Source organism: Embleya sp. L77, assembly GCF_055557415.1.
In genome coordinates, this window is the sequence record NZ_CM145709.1 from 3,332,736 (window position 1) to 3,349,823 (window position 17,088).

17 protein-coding genes, 2 tRNA genes and 1 pseudogene are annotated in these 17,088 nt (G+C 69.0%); 17 read left to right on the plus strand and 3 right to left on the minus strand.

All coding sequences use genetic code 11. The annotated features are described in order from the left end of the window. Nucleotides 1-16: 16 nt before the first annotated feature. The 8 genes from recF (at nt 17) to ACZOOI_RS14225 (ending at nt 8,369) form a co-directional block, all read left to right on the plus strand. A complete protein-coding gene (gene recF / locus ACZOOI_RS14190) occupies nt 17-1,159 on the plus strand; it encodes a DNA replication/repair protein RecF (protein ID WP_465280983.1) in 1,143 nt (380 codons plus the stop codon). After that, on the plus strand, nt 1,152-1,679 hold the full coding sequence (locus ACZOOI_RS14195) for a DciA family protein (RefSeq protein ID WP_465280984.1): 528 nt from the start codon (nt 1,152-1,154) through the stop codon (nt 1,677-1,679). Before recF ends, ACZOOI_RS14195 begins: the two co-directional genes overlap by 8 nt. A 392-nt stretch (nt 1,680-2,071) precedes the next feature. After that, on the plus strand, nt 2,072-4,108 hold the full coding sequence (gene gyrB, locus ACZOOI_RS14200) for a DNA topoisomerase (ATP-hydrolyzing) subunit B (protein WP_391587268.1): 2,037 nt from the start codon (nt 2,072-2,074) through the stop codon (nt 4,106-4,108). 82 nt (nt 4,109-4,190) lie between these two features. Then, complete coding sequence (gyrA, locus tag ACZOOI_RS14205) at nt 4,191-6,815, plus strand: DNA gyrase subunit A (RefSeq protein WP_465280985.1); 2,625 nt, start codon at nt 4,191-4,193, stop codon at nt 6,813-6,815. A gap of 399 nt (nt 6,816-7,214) precedes the next feature. Continuing rightward, nucleotides 7,215-7,637 carry a DUF3566 domain-containing protein gene (locus ACZOOI_RS14210; RefSeq protein ID WP_465280986.1) on the plus strand — a complete coding sequence of 141 codons (423 nt, stop codon included), beginning with the start codon at nt 7,215-7,217 and terminating at the stop codon, nt 7,635-7,637. Nucleotides 7,638-7,687: 50 nt separating this feature from the next. Continuing rightward, nucleotides 7,688-7,761 (plus strand) — tRNA-Ile (locus ACZOOI_RS14215). 263 nt (nt 7,762-8,024) lie between these two features. Continuing rightward, nucleotides 8,025-8,162 (plus strand): DLW-39 family protein, encoded by a 138-nt coding sequence (locus tag ACZOOI_RS14220; protein WP_020557117.1) that lies wholly within the window; start codon nt 8,025-8,027, stop codon nt 8,160-8,162. Between the two features lie 134 nt (nt 8,163-8,296). After that, nucleotides 8,297-8,369: transfer RNA gene (locus tag ACZOOI_RS14225), tRNA-Ala, on the plus strand. 71 nt (nt 8,370-8,440) lie between these two features. Here the strand turns inward: ACZOOI_RS14225 and ACZOOI_RS14230 are convergent. Beyond that, nucleotides 8,441-8,866: an RICIN domain-containing protein gene (locus ACZOOI_RS14230; protein WP_465281191.1), complete on the minus strand. Its 426-nt coding sequence runs from the start codon at nt 8,864-8,866 to the stop codon at nt 8,441-8,443. Nucleotides 8,867-8,905: 39 nt separating this feature from the next. Between ACZOOI_RS14230 and ACZOOI_RS14235 the strand changes: the two are divergent. Then, nucleotides 8,906-9,409, plus strand: a pseudogene (locus ACZOOI_RS14235) (MmyB family transcriptional regulator); the annotation flags it as partial. Nucleotides 9,410-9,589: 180 nt separating this feature from the next. On the opposite strand, the gene ACZOOI_RS14240 reads toward ACZOOI_RS14235, so the two are convergent. Then, nucleotides 9,590-10,201: a DUF5324 family protein gene (locus ACZOOI_RS14240; RefSeq protein ID WP_465281192.1), complete on the minus strand. Its 612-nt coding sequence runs from the start codon at nt 10,199-10,201 to the stop codon at nt 9,590-9,592. A gap of 201 nt (nt 10,202-10,402) precedes the next feature. Here ACZOOI_RS14240 and ACZOOI_RS14245 point away from each other — a divergent pair, with 201 nt between their 5' ends. Both ACZOOI_RS14245 and ACZOOI_RS14250 read left to right on the plus strand, forming a co-directional pair. Then, nucleotides 10,403-10,933, plus strand: coding sequence for a peptidylprolyl isomerase (locus ACZOOI_RS14245; RefSeq protein WP_465280987.1), 531 nt, complete (start codon nt 10,403-10,405; stop codon nt 10,931-10,933). A gap of 62 nt (nt 10,934-10,995) precedes the next feature. Further along, nucleotides 10,996-11,877: a rhomboid family intramembrane serine protease gene (locus ACZOOI_RS14250; protein WP_465280988.1), complete on the plus strand. Its 882-nt coding sequence runs from the start codon at nt 10,996-10,998 to the stop codon at nt 11,875-11,877. A 202-nt stretch (nt 11,878-12,079) separates the two neighbouring features. Here ACZOOI_RS14250 and crgA read toward each other — a convergent pair whose 3' ends face one another. Continuing rightward, nucleotides 12,080-12,331: a cell division protein CrgA gene (gene crgA, locus ACZOOI_RS14255; protein WP_020557121.1), complete on the minus strand. Its 252-nt coding sequence runs from the start codon at nt 12,329-12,331 to the stop codon at nt 12,080-12,082. Nucleotides 12,332-12,461: 130 nt separating this feature from the next. Here crgA and ACZOOI_RS14260 point away from each other — a divergent pair, with 130 nt between their 5' ends. The 6 genes from ACZOOI_RS14260 (at nt 12,462) to ACZOOI_RS14285 (ending at nt 17,038) form a co-directional block, all read left to right on the plus strand. Next, nucleotides 12,462-13,211 (plus strand): DUF881 domain-containing protein, encoded by a 750-nt coding sequence (locus tag ACZOOI_RS14260; protein ID WP_396008162.1) that lies wholly within the window; start codon nt 12,462-12,464, stop codon nt 13,209-13,211. Between the two features lie 34 nt (nt 13,212-13,245). Then, the gene (locus ACZOOI_RS14265) at nt 13,246-13,953 is read left to right on the plus strand and encodes a class E sortase (protein WP_465280989.1); all 708 of its coding nucleotides are present in this window, start codon (nt 13,246-13,248) and stop codon (nt 13,951-13,953) included. A 46-nt stretch (nt 13,954-13,999) separates the two neighbouring features. Further along, nucleotides 14,000-14,257 carry a hypothetical protein gene (locus ACZOOI_RS14270; protein ID WP_465281343.1) on the plus strand — a complete coding sequence of 86 codons (258 nt, stop codon included), beginning with the start codon at nt 14,000-14,002 and terminating at the stop codon, nt 14,255-14,257. Beyond that, nucleotides 14,254-14,892 (plus strand): aminodeoxychorismate/anthranilate synthase component II, encoded by a 639-nt coding sequence (locus tag ACZOOI_RS14275; RefSeq protein ID WP_465280990.1) that lies wholly within the window; start codon nt 14,254-14,256, stop codon nt 14,890-14,892. Before ACZOOI_RS14270 ends, ACZOOI_RS14275 begins: the two co-directional genes overlap by 4 nt. Continuing rightward, complete coding sequence (locus ACZOOI_RS14280) at nt 14,817-16,199, plus strand: class E sortase (protein WP_465280991.1); 1,383 nt, start codon at nt 14,817-14,819, stop codon at nt 16,197-16,199. Before ACZOOI_RS14275 ends, ACZOOI_RS14280 begins: the two co-directional genes overlap by 76 nt. Nucleotides 16,200-16,264: 65 nt before the next feature. Then, the gene (locus ACZOOI_RS14285) at nt 16,265-17,038 is read left to right on the plus strand and encodes a class E sortase (RefSeq protein WP_465280992.1); all 774 of its coding nucleotides are present in this window, start codon (nt 16,265-16,267) and stop codon (nt 17,036-17,038) included. Nucleotides 17,039-17,088: the final 50 nt, after the last annotated feature.

The following is a 17,088-nucleotide window of genomic DNA, read 5'->3' on the forward strand; positions in this document are numbered from 1 at the left end:
ATCGGCCCGCCCGCCCATGCATGTAGCGCACCTGTCACTCGTCGACTATCGGTCGTACGCCCGGATCGAGCTCCCCCTCGAACCGGGCGTGACCGCGTTCGTGGGACCCAACGGCCAGGGCAAGACCAACCTCGTCGAGGCGATCGGCTACCTGGCCACGCTCGGCAGCCACCGGGTCGCCTCGGACGCACCCCTGGTCCGGCTCGGCGCCGAGCGGGCGTACGTACGGGCGAGCATCGTCCGCGAGGACGGCCGCAGTGCGCTGGCCGAGTTGGAGATCAACCCCGGCAAGGCCAACCGGGCCCGGATCAACCGCTCGTCCGCGACCCGCCCGCGCGACCTGCTCGGCCTGCTGCGCACCGTGCTGTTCGCGCCGGAGGACCTGGCCCTGGTCAAGGGCGACCCGGGCGAACGCCGCAGGTTCCTGGACGAGTTGCTGACCGCGCGCACCCCGCGCCTGCTGGGCGTGCGGCAGGACTACGACCGGGTGCTCAAGCAGCGCAACACACTGCTGCGCACCGCGGCCCTGGCCCGGCGGGCGGGCGGCGGGCGCAGCGGGGCGCTGAGCACGCTGGACGTGTGGGACGAGCACCTGGCCGCCACGGGCGCCGAACTCACCTTCGCCCGGCTCGATCTGGTCGCCGCGCTGCAACCGTTGGTGGACAAGGCGTACGACGCGTTGTCCACAGGCGGTGGACCGATCGTGCTGGACTACCGCAGTTCGATGTCGGAGGACCCGCTGCCCACCGACCGGGCGGGCATCCACGCGGTGCTCACGGCGGCGATCGCGGCCGGCCGGGCGGCCGAGGTCGAGCGCGGTCAGACGCTGGTCGGCCCGCACCGCGACGATCTCGTGCTGCGGCTGGGCCCGCTGCCCGCCAAGGGCTACGCCAGCCACGGCGAGTCCTGGTCGTATGCGCTGGCCCTGCGGCTGGGCTCCTACGAACTCCTGCGCGCGGACGGCGGTGAGCCGGTCCTGGTGCTCGACGACGTGTTCGCCGAACTGGACGTCACGCGTCGCGCGCGACTCGCCGAGATGGTCGCGCACGGTGAACAGGTGCTGGTCACGGCCGCGGTGGCCGAGGATGTGCCGCCCGCGCTCGCGGGTGCGCGCTACGACGTCGCCGCGGGTGAGGTGCGAAGGGTCGAGGATGAGTGACGAGGCCCACATCCCGTCTCCCGGCGGTCCCGGACGGGCCGAGCAGCCGCCCGCCGAGCCGGTCCGCGGGATCGACCTGGCCCGCGCGGCGCTGACCCAGGCCCGCGCCCAGGCACGGACCCGACACGATCTTCGGCAGGATCAGAACCAGGCACGGCGTGGCTTGAAACGCAGTGGTTCGGGACCCGACGACCGCGACCCCCAGCCGCTGCGTCAGATCATGGGGCGCCTGGTCACCGAGCGCGGCTGGCAGACCCCGGCGGCGGTGCACGGCGTACTCCAGCGGTGGCCGGAAATCGTCGGCCCGGCGATGGCGGCCAACTGTCGCCCGGAGCGCTTCGAGGACGGCGAACTGGTGGTCCGCGCCGAATCCGACAACTACGCGACCCACGTGCGCTGGCTCGCGCCGAAACTGCTCGCCCGCCTCAATCAGGAGCTGGGCGACGGCACCGTCACCTTCATTCGGGTCCTCGGCCCGGCGCAGGAGCGCCGCCGGGGACAGTGGCGCGCACAGCCGTAGGCGGTTTTCGGCCACGGGCTGTACCGCCGGCGTGCACTCCCCGGTCGGCATCCGCTCCGATCGGCCGGGTCGGCGGGGACGATGTGTCCGGTGTCATACCGGTCTGACACGCTGTTACCGTCCGAGTCGCTCGCGCCGCGTGGACAGCCATGAGAGCGATTCGGGACCCCGGGGCAAGTAGGGGGACATGCGACAGGGCACATCAGGGCGCCACACGCGGACACAGGGCCCTTGGGAACCCATCTTTGTGTCGCCCCGACCGGTAGACTGAACCAGCAATACCGCTCATGCGGATCCTGTTTCGACTTCCGCGGCTCCGTGCCCGGGGGCGTGTCGGGCCGGCTGCCTGCCGTCCGACCCTCCCTGCCGATCCTGCTCCCGGGCAGGGAGCCGTGCTGTGCCAGAAAGGGCGCTTCGTGGCCGATTCCGGCAACCCCAAGGAGAATGACGTGGCCGGCTCGCCGGAAACCTCTGCCGCGATCAACTCGCAGTCGTACGGCGCGAGTGACATCCAGGTCCTGGAGGGCCTCGACGCGGTCCGGAAGCGCCCGGGCATGTACATCGGTTCCACCGGTGAGCGCGGCCTGCACCACCTGGTCTACGAGGTGGTGGACAACTCGGTCGACGAGGCGCTCGCGGGCCACGCGACGCACATCGAGGCGACCATCCTCGCCGACGGCGGCGTGCGCGTGGTCGACAACGGGCGTGGCATCCCGGTCGACATGCACCCGGTGGAGAAGAAGCCCGCCGTCGAGGTCGTGCTGACCATCCTGCACGCGGGCGGCAAGTTCGGCGGCGGCGGCTACTCGGTCTCCGGTGGTCTGCACGGCGTCGGCGTCTCCGTGGTCAACGCGCTGTCCTCGCGCCTGGCGGTGGACATCCGCCGCGACGGCTACCGCTGGACGCAGGACTACAAGCTCGGCACGCCCACCGCGCCGCTGGAGCGGCACGAGGCGACCACCGAGACGGGCACCCAGGTCACCTTCTGGGCCGACGCGGACATCTTCGAGACCACGGTCTACTCGTTCGAGACGCTCTCCCGGCGCTTCCAGGAGATGGCCTTCCTCAACAAGGGCCTGACCATCTCGCTCACCGACGAGCGTCCGGACCACGTGGACGACAAGGGCGAGCAGCTCACGGTCACGTACCACTACGAGGGCGGCATCGCCGACTTCGTGCGCTACCTCAACTCGCGCAAGGGCGAGCTGGTCCACCCGTCGGTGATCGACATCGAGGCCGAGGACAAGGCCCGGACCATCTCGGTGGAAGTCGCGATGCAGTGGAACTCGCAGTACACCGAGGGTGTGCACAGCTTCGCCAACACGATCCACACGCACGGCGGCGGCACCCACGAAGAGGGCTTCCGGTCCGCGCTGACCGCGCTGATCAACCGCTACGCGCGCGAGAAGAAGCTGCTCAAGGAGAAGGACGAGAACCTCGCCGGCGAGGACATCCGCGAGGGTCTGACCGCGATCATCTCGGTCAAGCTCGGCGACCCGCAGTTCGAGGGCCAGACCAAGGACAAGCTGGGCAACACCGAGGCCAAGACCTTCGTGCAGCGGGTCGTGCACGAGCACCTCACCGACTGGCTCGACCGCAACCCCAGCGAGGCCGCGGACATCATCCGCAAGTCGATCCAGGCCGCGACCGCGCGGATGGCCGCCCGCAAGGCGCGCGACCTGACCCGGCGCAAGGGCCTCCTGGAGACCGCCTCGCTGCCGGGCAAGCTGAGCGACTGCCAGAGCAACGACCCGTCCAAGTGCGAGATCTTCATCGTCGAGGGCGACTCGGCCGGTGGCTCGGCCAAGTCCGGCCGTGACCCGATGTACCAGGCGATCCTGCCGATTCGCGGCAAGATCCTGAACGTCGAGAAGGCCAGGATCGACAAGATCCTGCAGAACACCGAGGTCCAGGCGCTCATCTCGGCCTTCGGCACCGGTGTGCACGAGGACTTCGACATCGAGAAGCTGCGCTATCACAAGATCATCCTGATGGCGGACGCCGACGTCGACGGCCAGCACATCAACACCCTGCTGCTGACCTTCCTGTTCCGCTTCATGCGCCCGCTGGTCGAGGCCGGTCACGTGTACCTGTCGCGCCCGCCGCTCTACAAGATCAAGTGGAGCCGGGACGACTTCGAGTACGCCTACTCCGACCGAGAGCGCGACGCGCTGCTCGAACTCGGCCGACAGGCCGGCAAGCGCGCGAAGGACGACTCGATCCAGCGCTTCAAGGGTCTCGGCGAGATGAACGCCGAGGAGCTTCGGGTGACCACGATGGACATCGACCACCGGGTCCTGGGCCAGGTCACGCTCGACGACGCGGCCCAGGCCGACGAACTGTTCTCGGTGCTCATGGGCGAGGACGTCGAAGCCCGCCGCTCCTTCATCCAGCGCAACGCCAAGGACGTCAGGTTCCTGGACATCTGACCAGCCGGGGGGATCCGCGGCAGCGCGGATGTCCACCTCCGAGTCGGCCCCACGCCACACCTCGAAAGGACTTTGACCAGCAATGGCCGAAGAGAACACCCCGGCGCCCGAAGGCGACCCGGCGGACGCGGTGAACAGCACCGGCGGTCTGCGGATCGAGCCCGTCGGGCTCGAAACCGAGATGCAGCGCAGCTACCTCGACTACGCGATGAGCGTGATCGTCTCGCGCGCCCTGCCCGACGTGCGCGACGGCCTCAAGCCGGTGCACCGCCGCGTGCTCTACGCGATGTACGACGGCGGCTATCGGCCCGAGAAGGGCTTCTACAAGTGCGCCCGCGTCGTCGGCGACGTGATGGGCACCTACCACCCGCACGGCGACACCTCGATCTACGACGCGCTGGTCCGGCTGGCCCAGCCGTGGTCGATGCGGATGCCGCTGGTGGACAGCAACGGCAACTTCGGCTCGCCGGGCAACGACCCGGCCGCGGCCATGCGGTACACCGAGTGCAAGCTCAAGTGGCTGTCCATGGAGATGCTCCGGGACATCGACGAGGACACCGTCGATCTCCAGGACAACTACGACGGCCGCAACCAGGAGCCGACGGTCCTGCCGGCGCGCTTTCCGAACCTGCTTGTCAACGGCTCCGCGGGCATCGCGGTCGGCATGGCGACCAACATCCCGCCGCACAACCTGCGTGAGGTCGCCTCCGGCGCGCAGTGGTTCCTGCAGAACCCGGACGTCTCCGCGGAAGAGCTCCAGGACGCTCTGATCGAGCGGATCAAGGGCCCGGACTTCCCCAGCGGCGCGCTCGTCGTCGGCCGTCGCGGGATCGAGGACGCGTACCGCACCGGCCGCGGCTCGATCACCATGCGCGCGGTGGTCGAGGTCGAGGAGATCCAGAACCGGCAGTGCCTGGTGGTCACCGAGCTGCCCTACCAGGTCAACCCGGACAACCTCGCGCAGAAGATCGCCGACCTGGTCAAGGACGGCAAGATCGGCGGCATCGCCGACGTCCGCGACGAGACCTCCTCGCGCACCGGCCAGCGCCTGGTGATCGTGCTCAAGCGCGACGCGGTGGCCAAGGTCGTGCTGAACAACCTGTACAAGCACACCCAGCTGCAGGACACCTTCGGCGCGAACATGCTCGCGCTGGTGGACGGTGTCCCGCGCACGCTCTCGATCGACCTCTTCATCCGCTACTGGGTGGAGCACCAGATCGAGGTGATCGTCCGGCGGACCCGCTTCCGGCTGCGCAAGGCCGAGGAGCGCGCGCACATCCTGCGTGGTCTGCTCAAGGCCCTGGACGCGATCGAGGAGGTCATCGCGCTGATCCGGGCGTCGAACACGGTCGACGAGGCGCGCACCGGCCTGATCGGGCTCCTGGAGATCGACGAGATCCAGGCCAACGCGATCCTGGAGATGCAGCTTCGCCGGCTGGCCGCCCTGGAGCACCAGAAGATCACCGCCGAGCACGACGAGCTGATGGCGAAGATCACCGACTACCAGGCGATCCTGGCCTCGCCGGACCGGCAGCGGCAGATCATCAGCGAGGAACTGGCCGCGATCGTCGACAAGTTCGGCGACGACCGGCGCAGCGCGCTGGTGCCCTTCGACGGCGACATGTCCATCGAGGACCTGATCGCCGAAGAGGACATCGTCATCACGATCACGCGCGGCGGTTACGTCAAGCGCACCCGGACCGACCTGTACCGCTCGCAGAAGCGTGGCGGCAAGGGGGTGCGCGGCGCGCAGCTGAAGCAGGACGACATCGTCGACCACTTCTTCGTGACCACCACGCACCACTGGATCCTGTTCTTCACCAACAAGGGCCGGGTCTATCGGGCGAAGGCGTACGAGCTGCCGGACACCGGTCGCGACGCGCGTGGACAACACGTGGCGAACCTGCTCGCGTTCCAGCCGGACGAGAAGATCGCCCAGGTGCTCGACCTGCGCGACTACGAGGTCGCGCCGTACCTGGTGCTGGCGACCAAGGCCGGTCTGGTGAAGAAGACCGCGCTCAAGGAGTACGACACCAACCGCGCGGCCGGCGTGATCGCGATCAACCTGCGCTCGGACGAGGCCGGTGACGACGACGAGGTGATCGGCGCCGAACTGGTCTCCGCGGACGACGATCTGCTGCTCGTGAGCAAGAAGGCACAGTCGATCCGGTTCACCGCAACGGACGAGACGCTGCGACCGATGGGTCGGGCGACATCCGGAGTGAAGGGGATGAGCTTCCGCGAAGGCGACGAACTGCTGTCGATGAATGTGGTGCGCGAGGGTACTTTCGTGTTCACCGCCACCGATGGCGGCTTCGCAAAGCGAACCAGTGTGGACGAGTATCGCGTCCAGGGACGTGGCGGCCTGGGTATCAAGGCTGCCAAGATCGTCGAGGACCGAGGTTCACTCGTCGGGGCGCTCGTCGTGGACGACACGGATGAAATCCTCGCCATCACACTCGGCGGTGGAGTGATCCGCACCCGCGCCGCGGGTGTCCGGCACACCGGACGTGACACGATGGGTGTGCAGCTGATCAACCTGGGTAAGGGCGACGCCGTTGTCGGCATCGCACGTAACGCCGAACCTGAGCCCGAGGCCGAGATCGACCCTGAGGTCGACGGGGCCGAAGCCGGTGCGGCCGATGGCACGCACGAGCCGACCTCCACCGTCGAAGGGGAGGTCGCGCCCGGCGGGCAGGAAGGGTGACGCGTGAGCACAGACCGGAAGTCGGCCGGCGGGAGAGGCGAGCGCGCCGACCGGGGTCGGGCCGGCGGGCGCGCTGACAGCACGAGCCGCAACGAGGCGGCACCGCCTCCCACGGGACCGGTGCCGCCGAAGCCGGCGGCCCCACCCCCCGTGCGCGGGGCCGGGCCCACCGGGGACGCGGCGGCTCGCCCGCCGCGTCCTTCGGCGCCCACCCCGTTCACGTCGCCCTTCCCGCCCGCGGCAGCGGCGGGCGAGGGCACGGAGCGGCCGCCGGCCGCGGTCAACGGCAGCAAGGCCGCCACCCGCCCGACGGGTGGCGGCACGATGACCTCGCCGCGCCCGACCCGGGGCACCCCGGCCGGCGGTGCGCCGTCGACCGCTCACCGAGTGGGGCAGCCCATGGCGCAGCAAGGGCGGACCGGGCCGGAGGCGCAGGTCCGACCGATCGCGCGCACCCGGCGGGCCCGGCTGCGAGCGGCGCGGGTGGACCCGTGGTCGGTGATGAAGGTCGGTTTCCTGCTGTCCCTGGCACTGGGCGTGGTGCTGATGGTCGCGGTGACCGTGTTGTGGCTGGTCCTGGACGGCCTGGGGGTGTTCGCCTCGGTCGGTGACACAGTCAAGGAAGCCACCCAGTCGGAGAACAACGCCGGCTTCGATCTCCAGCACTTCCTGTCCCTGAAGAACACCCTCTTCTTCAGCGGCGTCGTGGCCATCGTCGACGTCATCCTGGTGACGGCGCTGGCCACACTCGGAGCATTCCTCTACAACCTCACCGCGTCGTTCACGGGTGGCATCGAGGTCACGCTGGCCGAGGAGGACTAACGATTTTGGAGGCGGGCAAGCGGTGCGGTACGCTCTCTGAGCACGCACGCGGGCCTATAGCTCAGACGGTTAGAGCGCTTCCCTGATAAGGAAGAGGCCACAGGTTCAAGTCCTGTTAGGCCCACTTTCGCGCAAGCAGTTCAAGGGCCCTTCCCCGCGATTCGGGGAAGGGCCCTTGATCGTTTCCGGGGGCGGGTGGGGGTGCCCGGTGGTCGGCGCTCGTCGGCGCGCGGTTCTCGTGGGGGGCTCGACTGGCGCCTGACCGGGTCTTTCGGTATTGGTCGGTGCCTTGATGCACCTGTTATTGTCGAGCCCAACCCGACCGCGGCGCCTCAGGCGTGCGGACAGGTGCACGAACGTCACTCGCAGGACGGAGAGGCCACGCTGATGAAGAAGCTGATCCTGGTGGCTTTGGCTGCTGTAGGTGGCCTGTTGGTCTACCGCCAGATCCAGGCGGATCGGGCCGAGCAGGATCTGTGGACCGAGGCGACGGACGCGGTTCCGGCGGGTACTGCCACCCGCTGAGCAGATCCTGTGGGAGACCCCGCAGAAGCTTGACCCGCCCGGGGAAACGCACGTTTCACGTGAAACGCCCGTTTCCCCGGGTGAGGTATTGTCCAACGCCGACCGCGATTACCGGTAACCTGGTTCGGCACCGAGGGGCCTTAGCTCAGCTGGTAGAGCGCTGCCTTTGCAAGGCAGATGTCAGGGGTTCGACTCCCCTAGGCTCCACAGGATCAGACCCCGCCGACTGCGACCACGCAGTCGGCGGGGTCTTTTTGATCGCATCGGGCGTGATCGAATCAGACGGGATTCAGCGTGAAGGCGCCGGCTCGGGTGGCCGATTGGACGATGTGGGATCGCTCGACGGTGTACTTGCCCGCCTCCGTCGTCAGCCACATGTCGGAGTGCTCGGCCTGTAGGGCGACCTTGCCGGTGGCGGCATCGCGGGATAGCCAGAAGATCTGGTTTCCGTAGATCCAGCCGTTACAGTCGCCCTCGGTGACCCACTCGCCTTCCTCCTGGGCCCACAGCGTGAGGCACTTGCCGTTGTGTCGGGACTTGAAGATGTACTGGGCCGTGTCGCCGGGCCAGTGGCAGACCCGCCACTGCTGGTTGTATCCACCCCAGTAGCGGTACTGCAGGACCGATCCTGCGTTGTCGTGGCCCAACGAGATGTCGAACACCATGCCGTTGGAGGTGCCGATCGTGTAGTAGCCGTCGCAGATCCAGCCATCGTCGGTGGGATCGGGTGACGCCGACGCGGGATCTGGGGCTGCCGCGGCAGGGAATGCGCCGGGTGCGGGGGCTACGCCGGGAAGAGGTCGCCGTCCTCGGGAACGTCAGCGTGCGACACGCCCGCCTACCTCGTCGGCCGCGGCGGGGCGATCCTCGCCTGGAACCGCATGGCCGTGCTCGTCTTCGTCGACTTCGCGCGCGTGCCGACGGCTCGGCGCACCGTCGGTCGGCTCGTTTTCACCGATCCCCGGGCCCGCCTCCTCTACGTGGACTGGGAGGTGAAGGCCCGGGAGGCGGTGGCCTACCTGCGGACCGAGTCGGGGAAACGGCCGCACGACGCGGCACTGTCCCGGCAGATCGAGGAACCGGCCGAGGCCGGCGCGGATTTCCGGCGGCTGTGGGCGGCGCAGCTCGTGCTCGACCACACGCACGACATCACCCACCTCAACCGTCCACCCGTCGGAACGTTGGACCTGGCCTGGGAGGCGTTCCAACCGAAGGGCGACCCGGACGAGCTGGTCATCGTCTACACCGCCGCGAACGCGCGAACGCGGCGGCGCTGGGCCGGCCGGCCTGACCGTCGGCCCGGCCCACGCGCACGACGCCGGCCCGCACCCCCGCATCCCCGCACACAGGGCCCCGCCCGCGCGTACGCCGCAGGGCCCGCCGTACCGGATGGTGCGGCGGGCCCTGCGGCGCGGGGGTCGTGCTGGTCAGTCGTTCTTCGGGGTGGTCGAGCGGAACTCGTCCTCTGCGGGCTTGGCCTCGTTGTCGAGATTGTCGAGCGACTCGGCGGTCTTCGGCGTGGTCGCGGCGCCTTGGAACGTGGAATCGGGCTCGTCGGTCAGCCACTCGGGCTGTGCGTTGCGTCGACGCCACCACGTGAAGGCCAGGTAGCCGCCGCCCGCGACCGCGGTGATCAGCAGGAAGCGCCGGCCGCGTCCGCGCCGCCGCTTCTTGCGGGCGACCTTCTCGATCTCCGCCGCCGTCACCTCGCCCTTGATCACCGAAAGCGCCGCGCCGGCCCTGGAGAGGGCCTCGTCGCGGACCGGCTCGGCGGCCACGCGGGCCTGGTCGACCGCCTGATACACGCGCGGCACCACGTCGTTGCGGACCCGGTGCCGGGCCACCTCCACGGCGTGCTCCACACGCGGGGCGGCGCTGTCCTTGGCATGCATCAGGGCGGGGACCACTCGTTCGCGGGTGGTCTCGACCGCTCGGTCACGAGCCGCGCCCGCGTAGTGTGCCGCCGCGTCCTTCGCGTTGGCGGCGTGTGGGGCGAGCCGCTCCCTGGTCCTGCCGGTCGCCTCACGTACCGGATCCATGCGGGTCACGACATCCTCCTACTCGCCGGGTTCATCCGCTATCTGTTCCCGACGATCCCGGGATCATGCGCCGCGCATCGGCCGGGGATCCGTACGGTGGACAGGTGCCCGCGGTGGTCTCGTGGCAGGAGCCGACCGCGGCGTGCGAGGATTTCGAGGATTCAAGAAGACCGTCCGTGTAACCGTAGGGAAGGCGCACCAGTGGCCGAGGACCTTTTCGCCACCATCAAGACCAACCACGGGGACATCCGTATCCGGCTGTTCCCGAACCACGCACCCAAGACGGTCGCGAACTTCGTGGAGCTCTCCCAGGGCCGGCGCGAGTGGGTCCACCCCGGCAAGGGGCAGAAGACCACCGACCGGCTGTACGACGGCACCGTCTTCCACCGCGTCATCGCCGGCTTCATGATCCAGGGCGGTGACCCGCTGGGCACCGGCACCGGTGGCCCCGGCTACCGCTTCGCCGACGAGTTCCACCCGGACCTGCAGTTCTCCAAGCCGTACCTCCTGGCGATGGCGAACGCGGGACCGGGCACCAACGGCTCCCAGTTCTTCATCACCGTGGGTGTCACGCCGCACCTGAACCACAAGCACACCATCTTCGGCGAGGTCGCCGACGTGGACAGCCGCAAGGTCGTCGACGCGATCGCCGGCACCGAGACCGACATGCGGGACCGTCCGACCTCCGATGTCCTGATCAACACCGTCGAGGTCGAGACCGTCACGTCCTGAACCCCGAGTACGCGGGCCGGGGCCTTCGGGTCCCGGCCCGCGTCACGTGCCCGAAGGTGAGCATGAGCCCCGACGAACAAAGACCGGGTACGGCCGGACCGGCCGGTCCGCCCGTGTGTTACCGGCACCCCGACCGCGAGACGAACATCCGCTGTACCCGCTGTGAGCGCCCGGTCTGCGGCGATTGCATGGTGAGCGCGTCGGTCGGTTTCCAGTGCCCGGACTGTGTACGGCAGGGCACCCGTCAGGTTCGCGAGGCGCGCACCGTGGCGGGCGGCCGGGTGGCGACCGCGACCGCGAACGCGATCGTGACCAAGACCCTGATCGGGCTCAACCTCGCGGTCTTCCTGCTGGTCCTGGTGGTCGGCGACAAGTTCGTCGACAGGATGATCCTGGTCGGCCGGTTCTTCGACGGCGGCGAGTGGCAAGGGGTCGCCGAGGGTCAGTGGTACCGCCTGCTCACCGCGGCGTTCCTGCATCAGCAGGTGTGGCACATCGGGTTGAACATGGTCGGCCTGTGGATGCTGGGGCCTCCGCTGGAGGCCGCGCTCGGCCGTACCCGGTTCGTCGCCCTCTATCTGGTCTCCGCGTTCGGCGGCACCGCGTTGTCGTACCTGATCGCCGACCCGCGGCAGGGCTCGCTGGGTGCTTCCGGGGCGCTGTTCGGGCTGTTCGGCGCGATGATCGTGCTCGGCCGCCGACTCCGGTACGACCTGCGACCACTGGGCATCCTGCTCGCGCTCAACCTGATGATCACGTTTCTCAACATGGGCACGATCGACTGGCGTGCGCACATCGGCGGACTCGTCGCGGGCACCCTCGCGGCGATCGGCCTGGTCTACGCACCACAGCGCAATCGCACGCTGATCCAGGTGGGGACACTGCTCGCGGTGTCCGCGGTCATCGTGGTGATCGTGCTGGTCCGGACCGCGCAGATCGCCTGATCGAACGACCCAGGCCGCCAAGCGGTTACTCAGTGAATCATTCCAATGACCCGAAGTGATGAATCCGGGATGCGAGCCGTTGCCCGCATCCCGGTCGCTCGTTGGACCATGAAGGGTTATCCACAGGATCTGCCGGGTTATCCCCACTGTGGATAACTCTGTGGAGTCTTCCGGGGAAAACTCGCTGAGCTGCGCCGATGCGCTACTTCCACTGGGTGGACACACCGAAGCCGGCGGCGATGAAGCCGAAGCCGACGACGATGTTCCAGTTCTTCAGGGACTCGACCGGGAAGCGCATGTCGGTCACGTAGAAGACCACGATCCACAGCAGGCCGATCGCGAAGAGAGCCAGCATGAACGGCGCCACCCAGCGGCGCGAGTCCAGCTTTATGGTCGTCTTCTTGGGCGGCGGCGGGGTGAAGTCGTCCTTCTTACGGATCCGGGACTTCGGCACGAGAGTCTCTCCTGTCGATGTAGCCGGACGAGTGGGTGCGCAGCACACGCGACACGATCCGGTGATGTGTCGGTTAGCGTAGTCGCTGTCAGGTCCGGAAGGAGGGTACGGCGACGTGCGTATCTTCGCCATGCGGCCGTTCGGAACGACTTGGCGTGCGATCGTACCCCGGTTGTCCGCTCTTGTGGTGTTCGCCCTGGCCGGGCTGCTGTTCTGGATCAGCGCGGACACCTCGCACGGCACCAATCTGCGCAGCGACGCGCAGATGCTTCGGCTGTCCGATGTGATCCGGGACCAGGGCAGGCGCAACGAGAGCGCCCAGCAGGATCTGTCCGAGTTGCAAAAGGACGTGGACTCGCTGGTGCAGGAGCAGGCCAACGACCCGCAGGCACGCGGTCGGATCGACGCGGTCGCGGATCCGGCCGGGGTCACCCCGGTGTCCGGGGAGGGGCTGACGGTGACCCTGACCGACGCCCCGCCGGACGCGAAGTCGCGCGTGCCCGGGGTACGCGAGCCCACCGCGGACGACCTGGTGGTGCACCAGCAGGACATCCAGGGCGTGGTGAACGCGCTGTGGAGCGGCGGCGCCCGGGCGATCCAGATCATGGACCAGCGGATCGTGGCCACCTCCGCCGTGCGGTGTGTCGGCAACACGCTGATCCTGCACGGTCGGGTGTACTCGCCGCCGTACGTGATCTCGGCGGTGGGCGACACCGGTGCCCTGCGGCGCGCGTTGGACCAGAGCAAGAGCGTGTCCAACTACACCGACTACGTCGAGGCGTTCGGACTCGGCTGGAAGGTCGAGGACAGGAAGCGCCTGGACGCGCCGGGGTATACGGGCCCCCTCGGCCTGGAGTATGCGAAAGTCTCCGGGACGTGATCGGCAGCGGTGAACCGAGGGGAGTCTGACGGCAGTGTTGCGGACCACGATGCGGGGCCTCGGGGAGGTCTTCATCACGCTGGGCGTCGTCATCCTGTTGTTCGTCGTCTATCAGCTCTACTGGACCGGCGTGCTGGCCGATCGGGCGCGGGCCGACGAGATGCACAAGCTCGACGAGGCGCGCAAGCGGACCGTGGCGGCGATGCCCAAGGACACACCGGTCGCGCAGACCCCCAAGCAGGCTCCGTACCAGGACGGCGAGCCGTTCGGCACCATGTACGTGCCGCGCTTCGGGAGCGACTGGTACAAGACGATCCGCCCCGGCGTGACGCCCAAGGAACTGCAGAAGGGCCTGGGCTGGTACAAGGGCAGCGCGCAGGCGGGCGAGGACGGCAACTTCGCGATCGCCGGGCACCGCAAGACCTACGGCGACCCGTTCCTGAACGTGCCCAAGCTGCAGGTGGGCGACAAGATCGTGATCGAGGGCATCACCGAGTGGTTCGTCTACTCGATCGACAAGCCGGTCAGCCTCAGCGGTGACAAGGCGGTCCTGAAGACCATCCCCGAGGACGTGCACGTGCTCGACGCGGTCCCGGAGAAGGCCTATACGACTCCCGGGCAATACATCACCCTGACCACCTGCGAACCTGAGTTCGGCAGCACGCACCGGTTGATCGTCTGGGGCCACCTGGAGTCGCGTACTCCGTTGGCTGCGGGCAAGCCGGCGGCGTTGCAGGGATGAGCGAGTCGAGCCGCGCGGGCGGCGAGCGAGAGAGGGCCTGGGCCTGATGTACGGCTGGATCTGGCGCACTCTGCCGGGAAACGCGTGGGTGAAGCTGTTGATCTCCCTGCTCCTGGTGTTGGCGATCGTGTACGCGCTGTTCACGTGGGTCTTCCCGTGGGCGGAACCCCTGCTCCCGTTCAGCGATGTGACGGTCGATCAGGAGAACGTCACGAACACCACCGGTCCCGGCGGCGCACCGCTCCCGGCCGGTGCGACCGGTGGGACCTCCCCCGCGGCGCTGCCGGGAGGGCTGCCCGGATGAGCGCGCGCGTTCTCGTCGTGGACAACTACGACAGCTTCGTCTTCAACCTCGTGCAGTACCTGTACCAACTCGGCGCGACCTGCGAGGTCCGACGCAACGACGCGGTGACCGTCGAAGAGGCCGAGGAGTTCGACGGCGTACTGCTCTCGCCCGGCCCCGGGACGCCCGAGGGTGCCGGGATCTGCATGGAGATGGTCCGTCGCGAGGGCGGCCGGGTGCCGGTTTTCGGGGTGTGCCTGGGCATGCAGTCCATCGCGGCGGCGCACGGCGCTACCGTTGGCCGAGCCCCCGAGCTCCTGCACGGCAAGACCAGCCCTGTGGTGCATGAGGGGGCGGGCGTGTTCGCCGGCCTGCCGTCGCCGTTCACCGCGACGCGCTATCACTCGCTCGCGGTGGATCCGGACACGATTCCGGCCGAACTGGAGGTGACCGCATGGACCGAGACCGGCGTGATCATGGGCCTGCGGCACCGCGACCGACCGGTCGAAGGCGTGCAGTTCCACCCGGAGTCGGTGCTGACGGAGTACGGCCACCGGATGCTGGCGAACTGGCTGGTGACGTGCGGGGACCCGACGGCGCCGGCCCGGTCGGCGGGACTGGCTCCCGTCGTCGGGCGCACGCCGCTCCCGACCTGACCGAGGCCGCCCCGATACCCGAGAGCGGGTACGGATCCGGTGAGATCGCCCCGTACGCGGCCGGAGCGTACTCGGGCGACCTGGTCCAGCCCGGCTTCGCGGAACCGCCGACCACGGCCCTACCCGCCGTTTCCGAGCCGATGCCCGGTGGTCGCGCGGCCCGGCGGCGGGCGGCGCAGAGCCGGGCGGCCGCGGCCGGGGCGCAGACTCCGATCGGGACACCGCCGGACGCGCCGACGCGGTCGTTTCCCGCGACGCCGGGGGCGGCCGGGTTGCCGGCCGTTCGACCGGTGTCGGGAGTGCCCGCGGCTCGACCGTCTGCGGCCGAGCCGACGGACGGCCCGGACGCGTGGTTTCGGGTCGACGCGCAGGTACCGATCGGCGGGCCGGTGCTCGACCCGGTCGTCGAACCGGCGCTCGACCCGTCCCCCGCCCCGGCGGTGCGGTCGAGTCCGACGACCGCGGCTTCGAGCACCCCCGGCGGGCGGGCGGCCCGGCGCAAGGCGCAACGGAGGAAGCCCGGTCGAACCGGCGGCCGGCCGCCCGCGGGCCCGGCGGTCGCCGAGGGGGCCGGTCGGGCCGCCCGACGTCGGGCCGCCAAGCCGTCGATGGGTTCGCGGGTGTTGACCGCGGGTGCCCGATTCGTCGGCGAACTCGCCATGACGGTGGGCCTGCTGCTCGTGCTCTACGTGGTCTACCTGAAGTGGTGGACGAACATCGTGGCGGAGGAGAAGGCCCGGGACACGGCGCACAACATACAGCAGAGCTGGGGCGACCCGGCCGCGGTGGATCCCCGCAACCCCGGCCAATTCGTCGCGCCGAACAAGGGGTTCGCGCTGTTGTACATCCCCCGGATCGGGATGGAGAAGCAGGCGATAGCCGAGGGCACCGATCGGGCCAAGGTGCTCAACAACGGCCTGGTGGGCCATTACACGGACCCGCAGACGGCGATGCCGTGGGATGCCCAGGGCAACTTCGCGGTGGCCGCACACCGCAACGGGCACGGTGAGCCGTTCCGCTACATCAACAAGCTCAAGCCCGGCGACAAGCTGGTCGTGGAGACCGCCACGACGTACTTCACGTACACCGTCGACGCCGACCTGCCGCAGACCTCGCCGCAGCACATCGAGGTGATCGACCCGATCCCGGACCAGGGGCCGTACAAGAAGGCCGGCCGGTACATCACGCTCACCACGTGTACCCCCGATGGGGCGTCGACCTACCGGCTGATCGTCTGGGGACATCTGGAGGAGGAGCGGCCCCGGTCGCAGGGGAAACCGGACGCGCTGCTCGCCGCGGCCAAGTGAGGATGCATCACATTCCGGTCTCCGGGACCTGACCTAACTGCTTGGCTATGCCAAGCTGTCGGCTCATGGGCGTTGTACGCAAGACGATTCGCGTCGGGGCGGAACTCCTCCTGACACTCGGCCTGGTCGGTCTGCTGCTGTGTGTCCACCAGCTCTACTGGACCAACTTCGAGGCCCGGGCCGAGGCCCGCAGCGAAGTGGAGCAACTGCGCAAGAACTGGGCCAAGGCACCCGCGCCGGTCTCCGCGCCGGAGTCTGCGGTGCCCGAGGCGCTGCCGCCGAGCGACGTCGTGGACGGCCCCACCGACGTCAGCGTCGACGGTGGCAAGGACGGCCAGCGGGTGCCCGGTTCGTACAGTATTCGCGGTGAGACGCTGGCCATCCTGTGGATTCCCAGACTCGGCTCGGACTGGGCCCAGCCGATCATCGAGGGATCCAGCCTGGCATCGTTGTCGAAGGGCGTCGGCCACTACACCTATCCGCCCTACATCGGCCCCGGTGGCCCGGGCAACTTCGGGCTCGCGGGGCACCGCAACGGACACGGTGAGCCGTTCCGGTACCTCAACAAGCTCAGGGCGGGCGACAAGGTGGTCGTCGAGACCAAGAACCAGTGGTTCACCTACACGATCGTCAAGGGCCCGTTCATCACCAAGCCCTCCAACGGCTCGGTGCTCACCGCGCGACCGCCGGACCTGGGCGGCCCGGCCGGTCGTCGGCTGATCACCCTGACCACGTGCGATCCGGAGTTCACCTCCCGGAACCGGATGATCTACTGGGGCGAACTCACCGCCACCGACGCCAAACAGGGCAAATCCAAGCCGGCGGCGCTGCGCCACTGAGCGAGGTGCGCCACCGAGCGGGACGGGTGCTCCTGCGTCGCCCCGCCGAT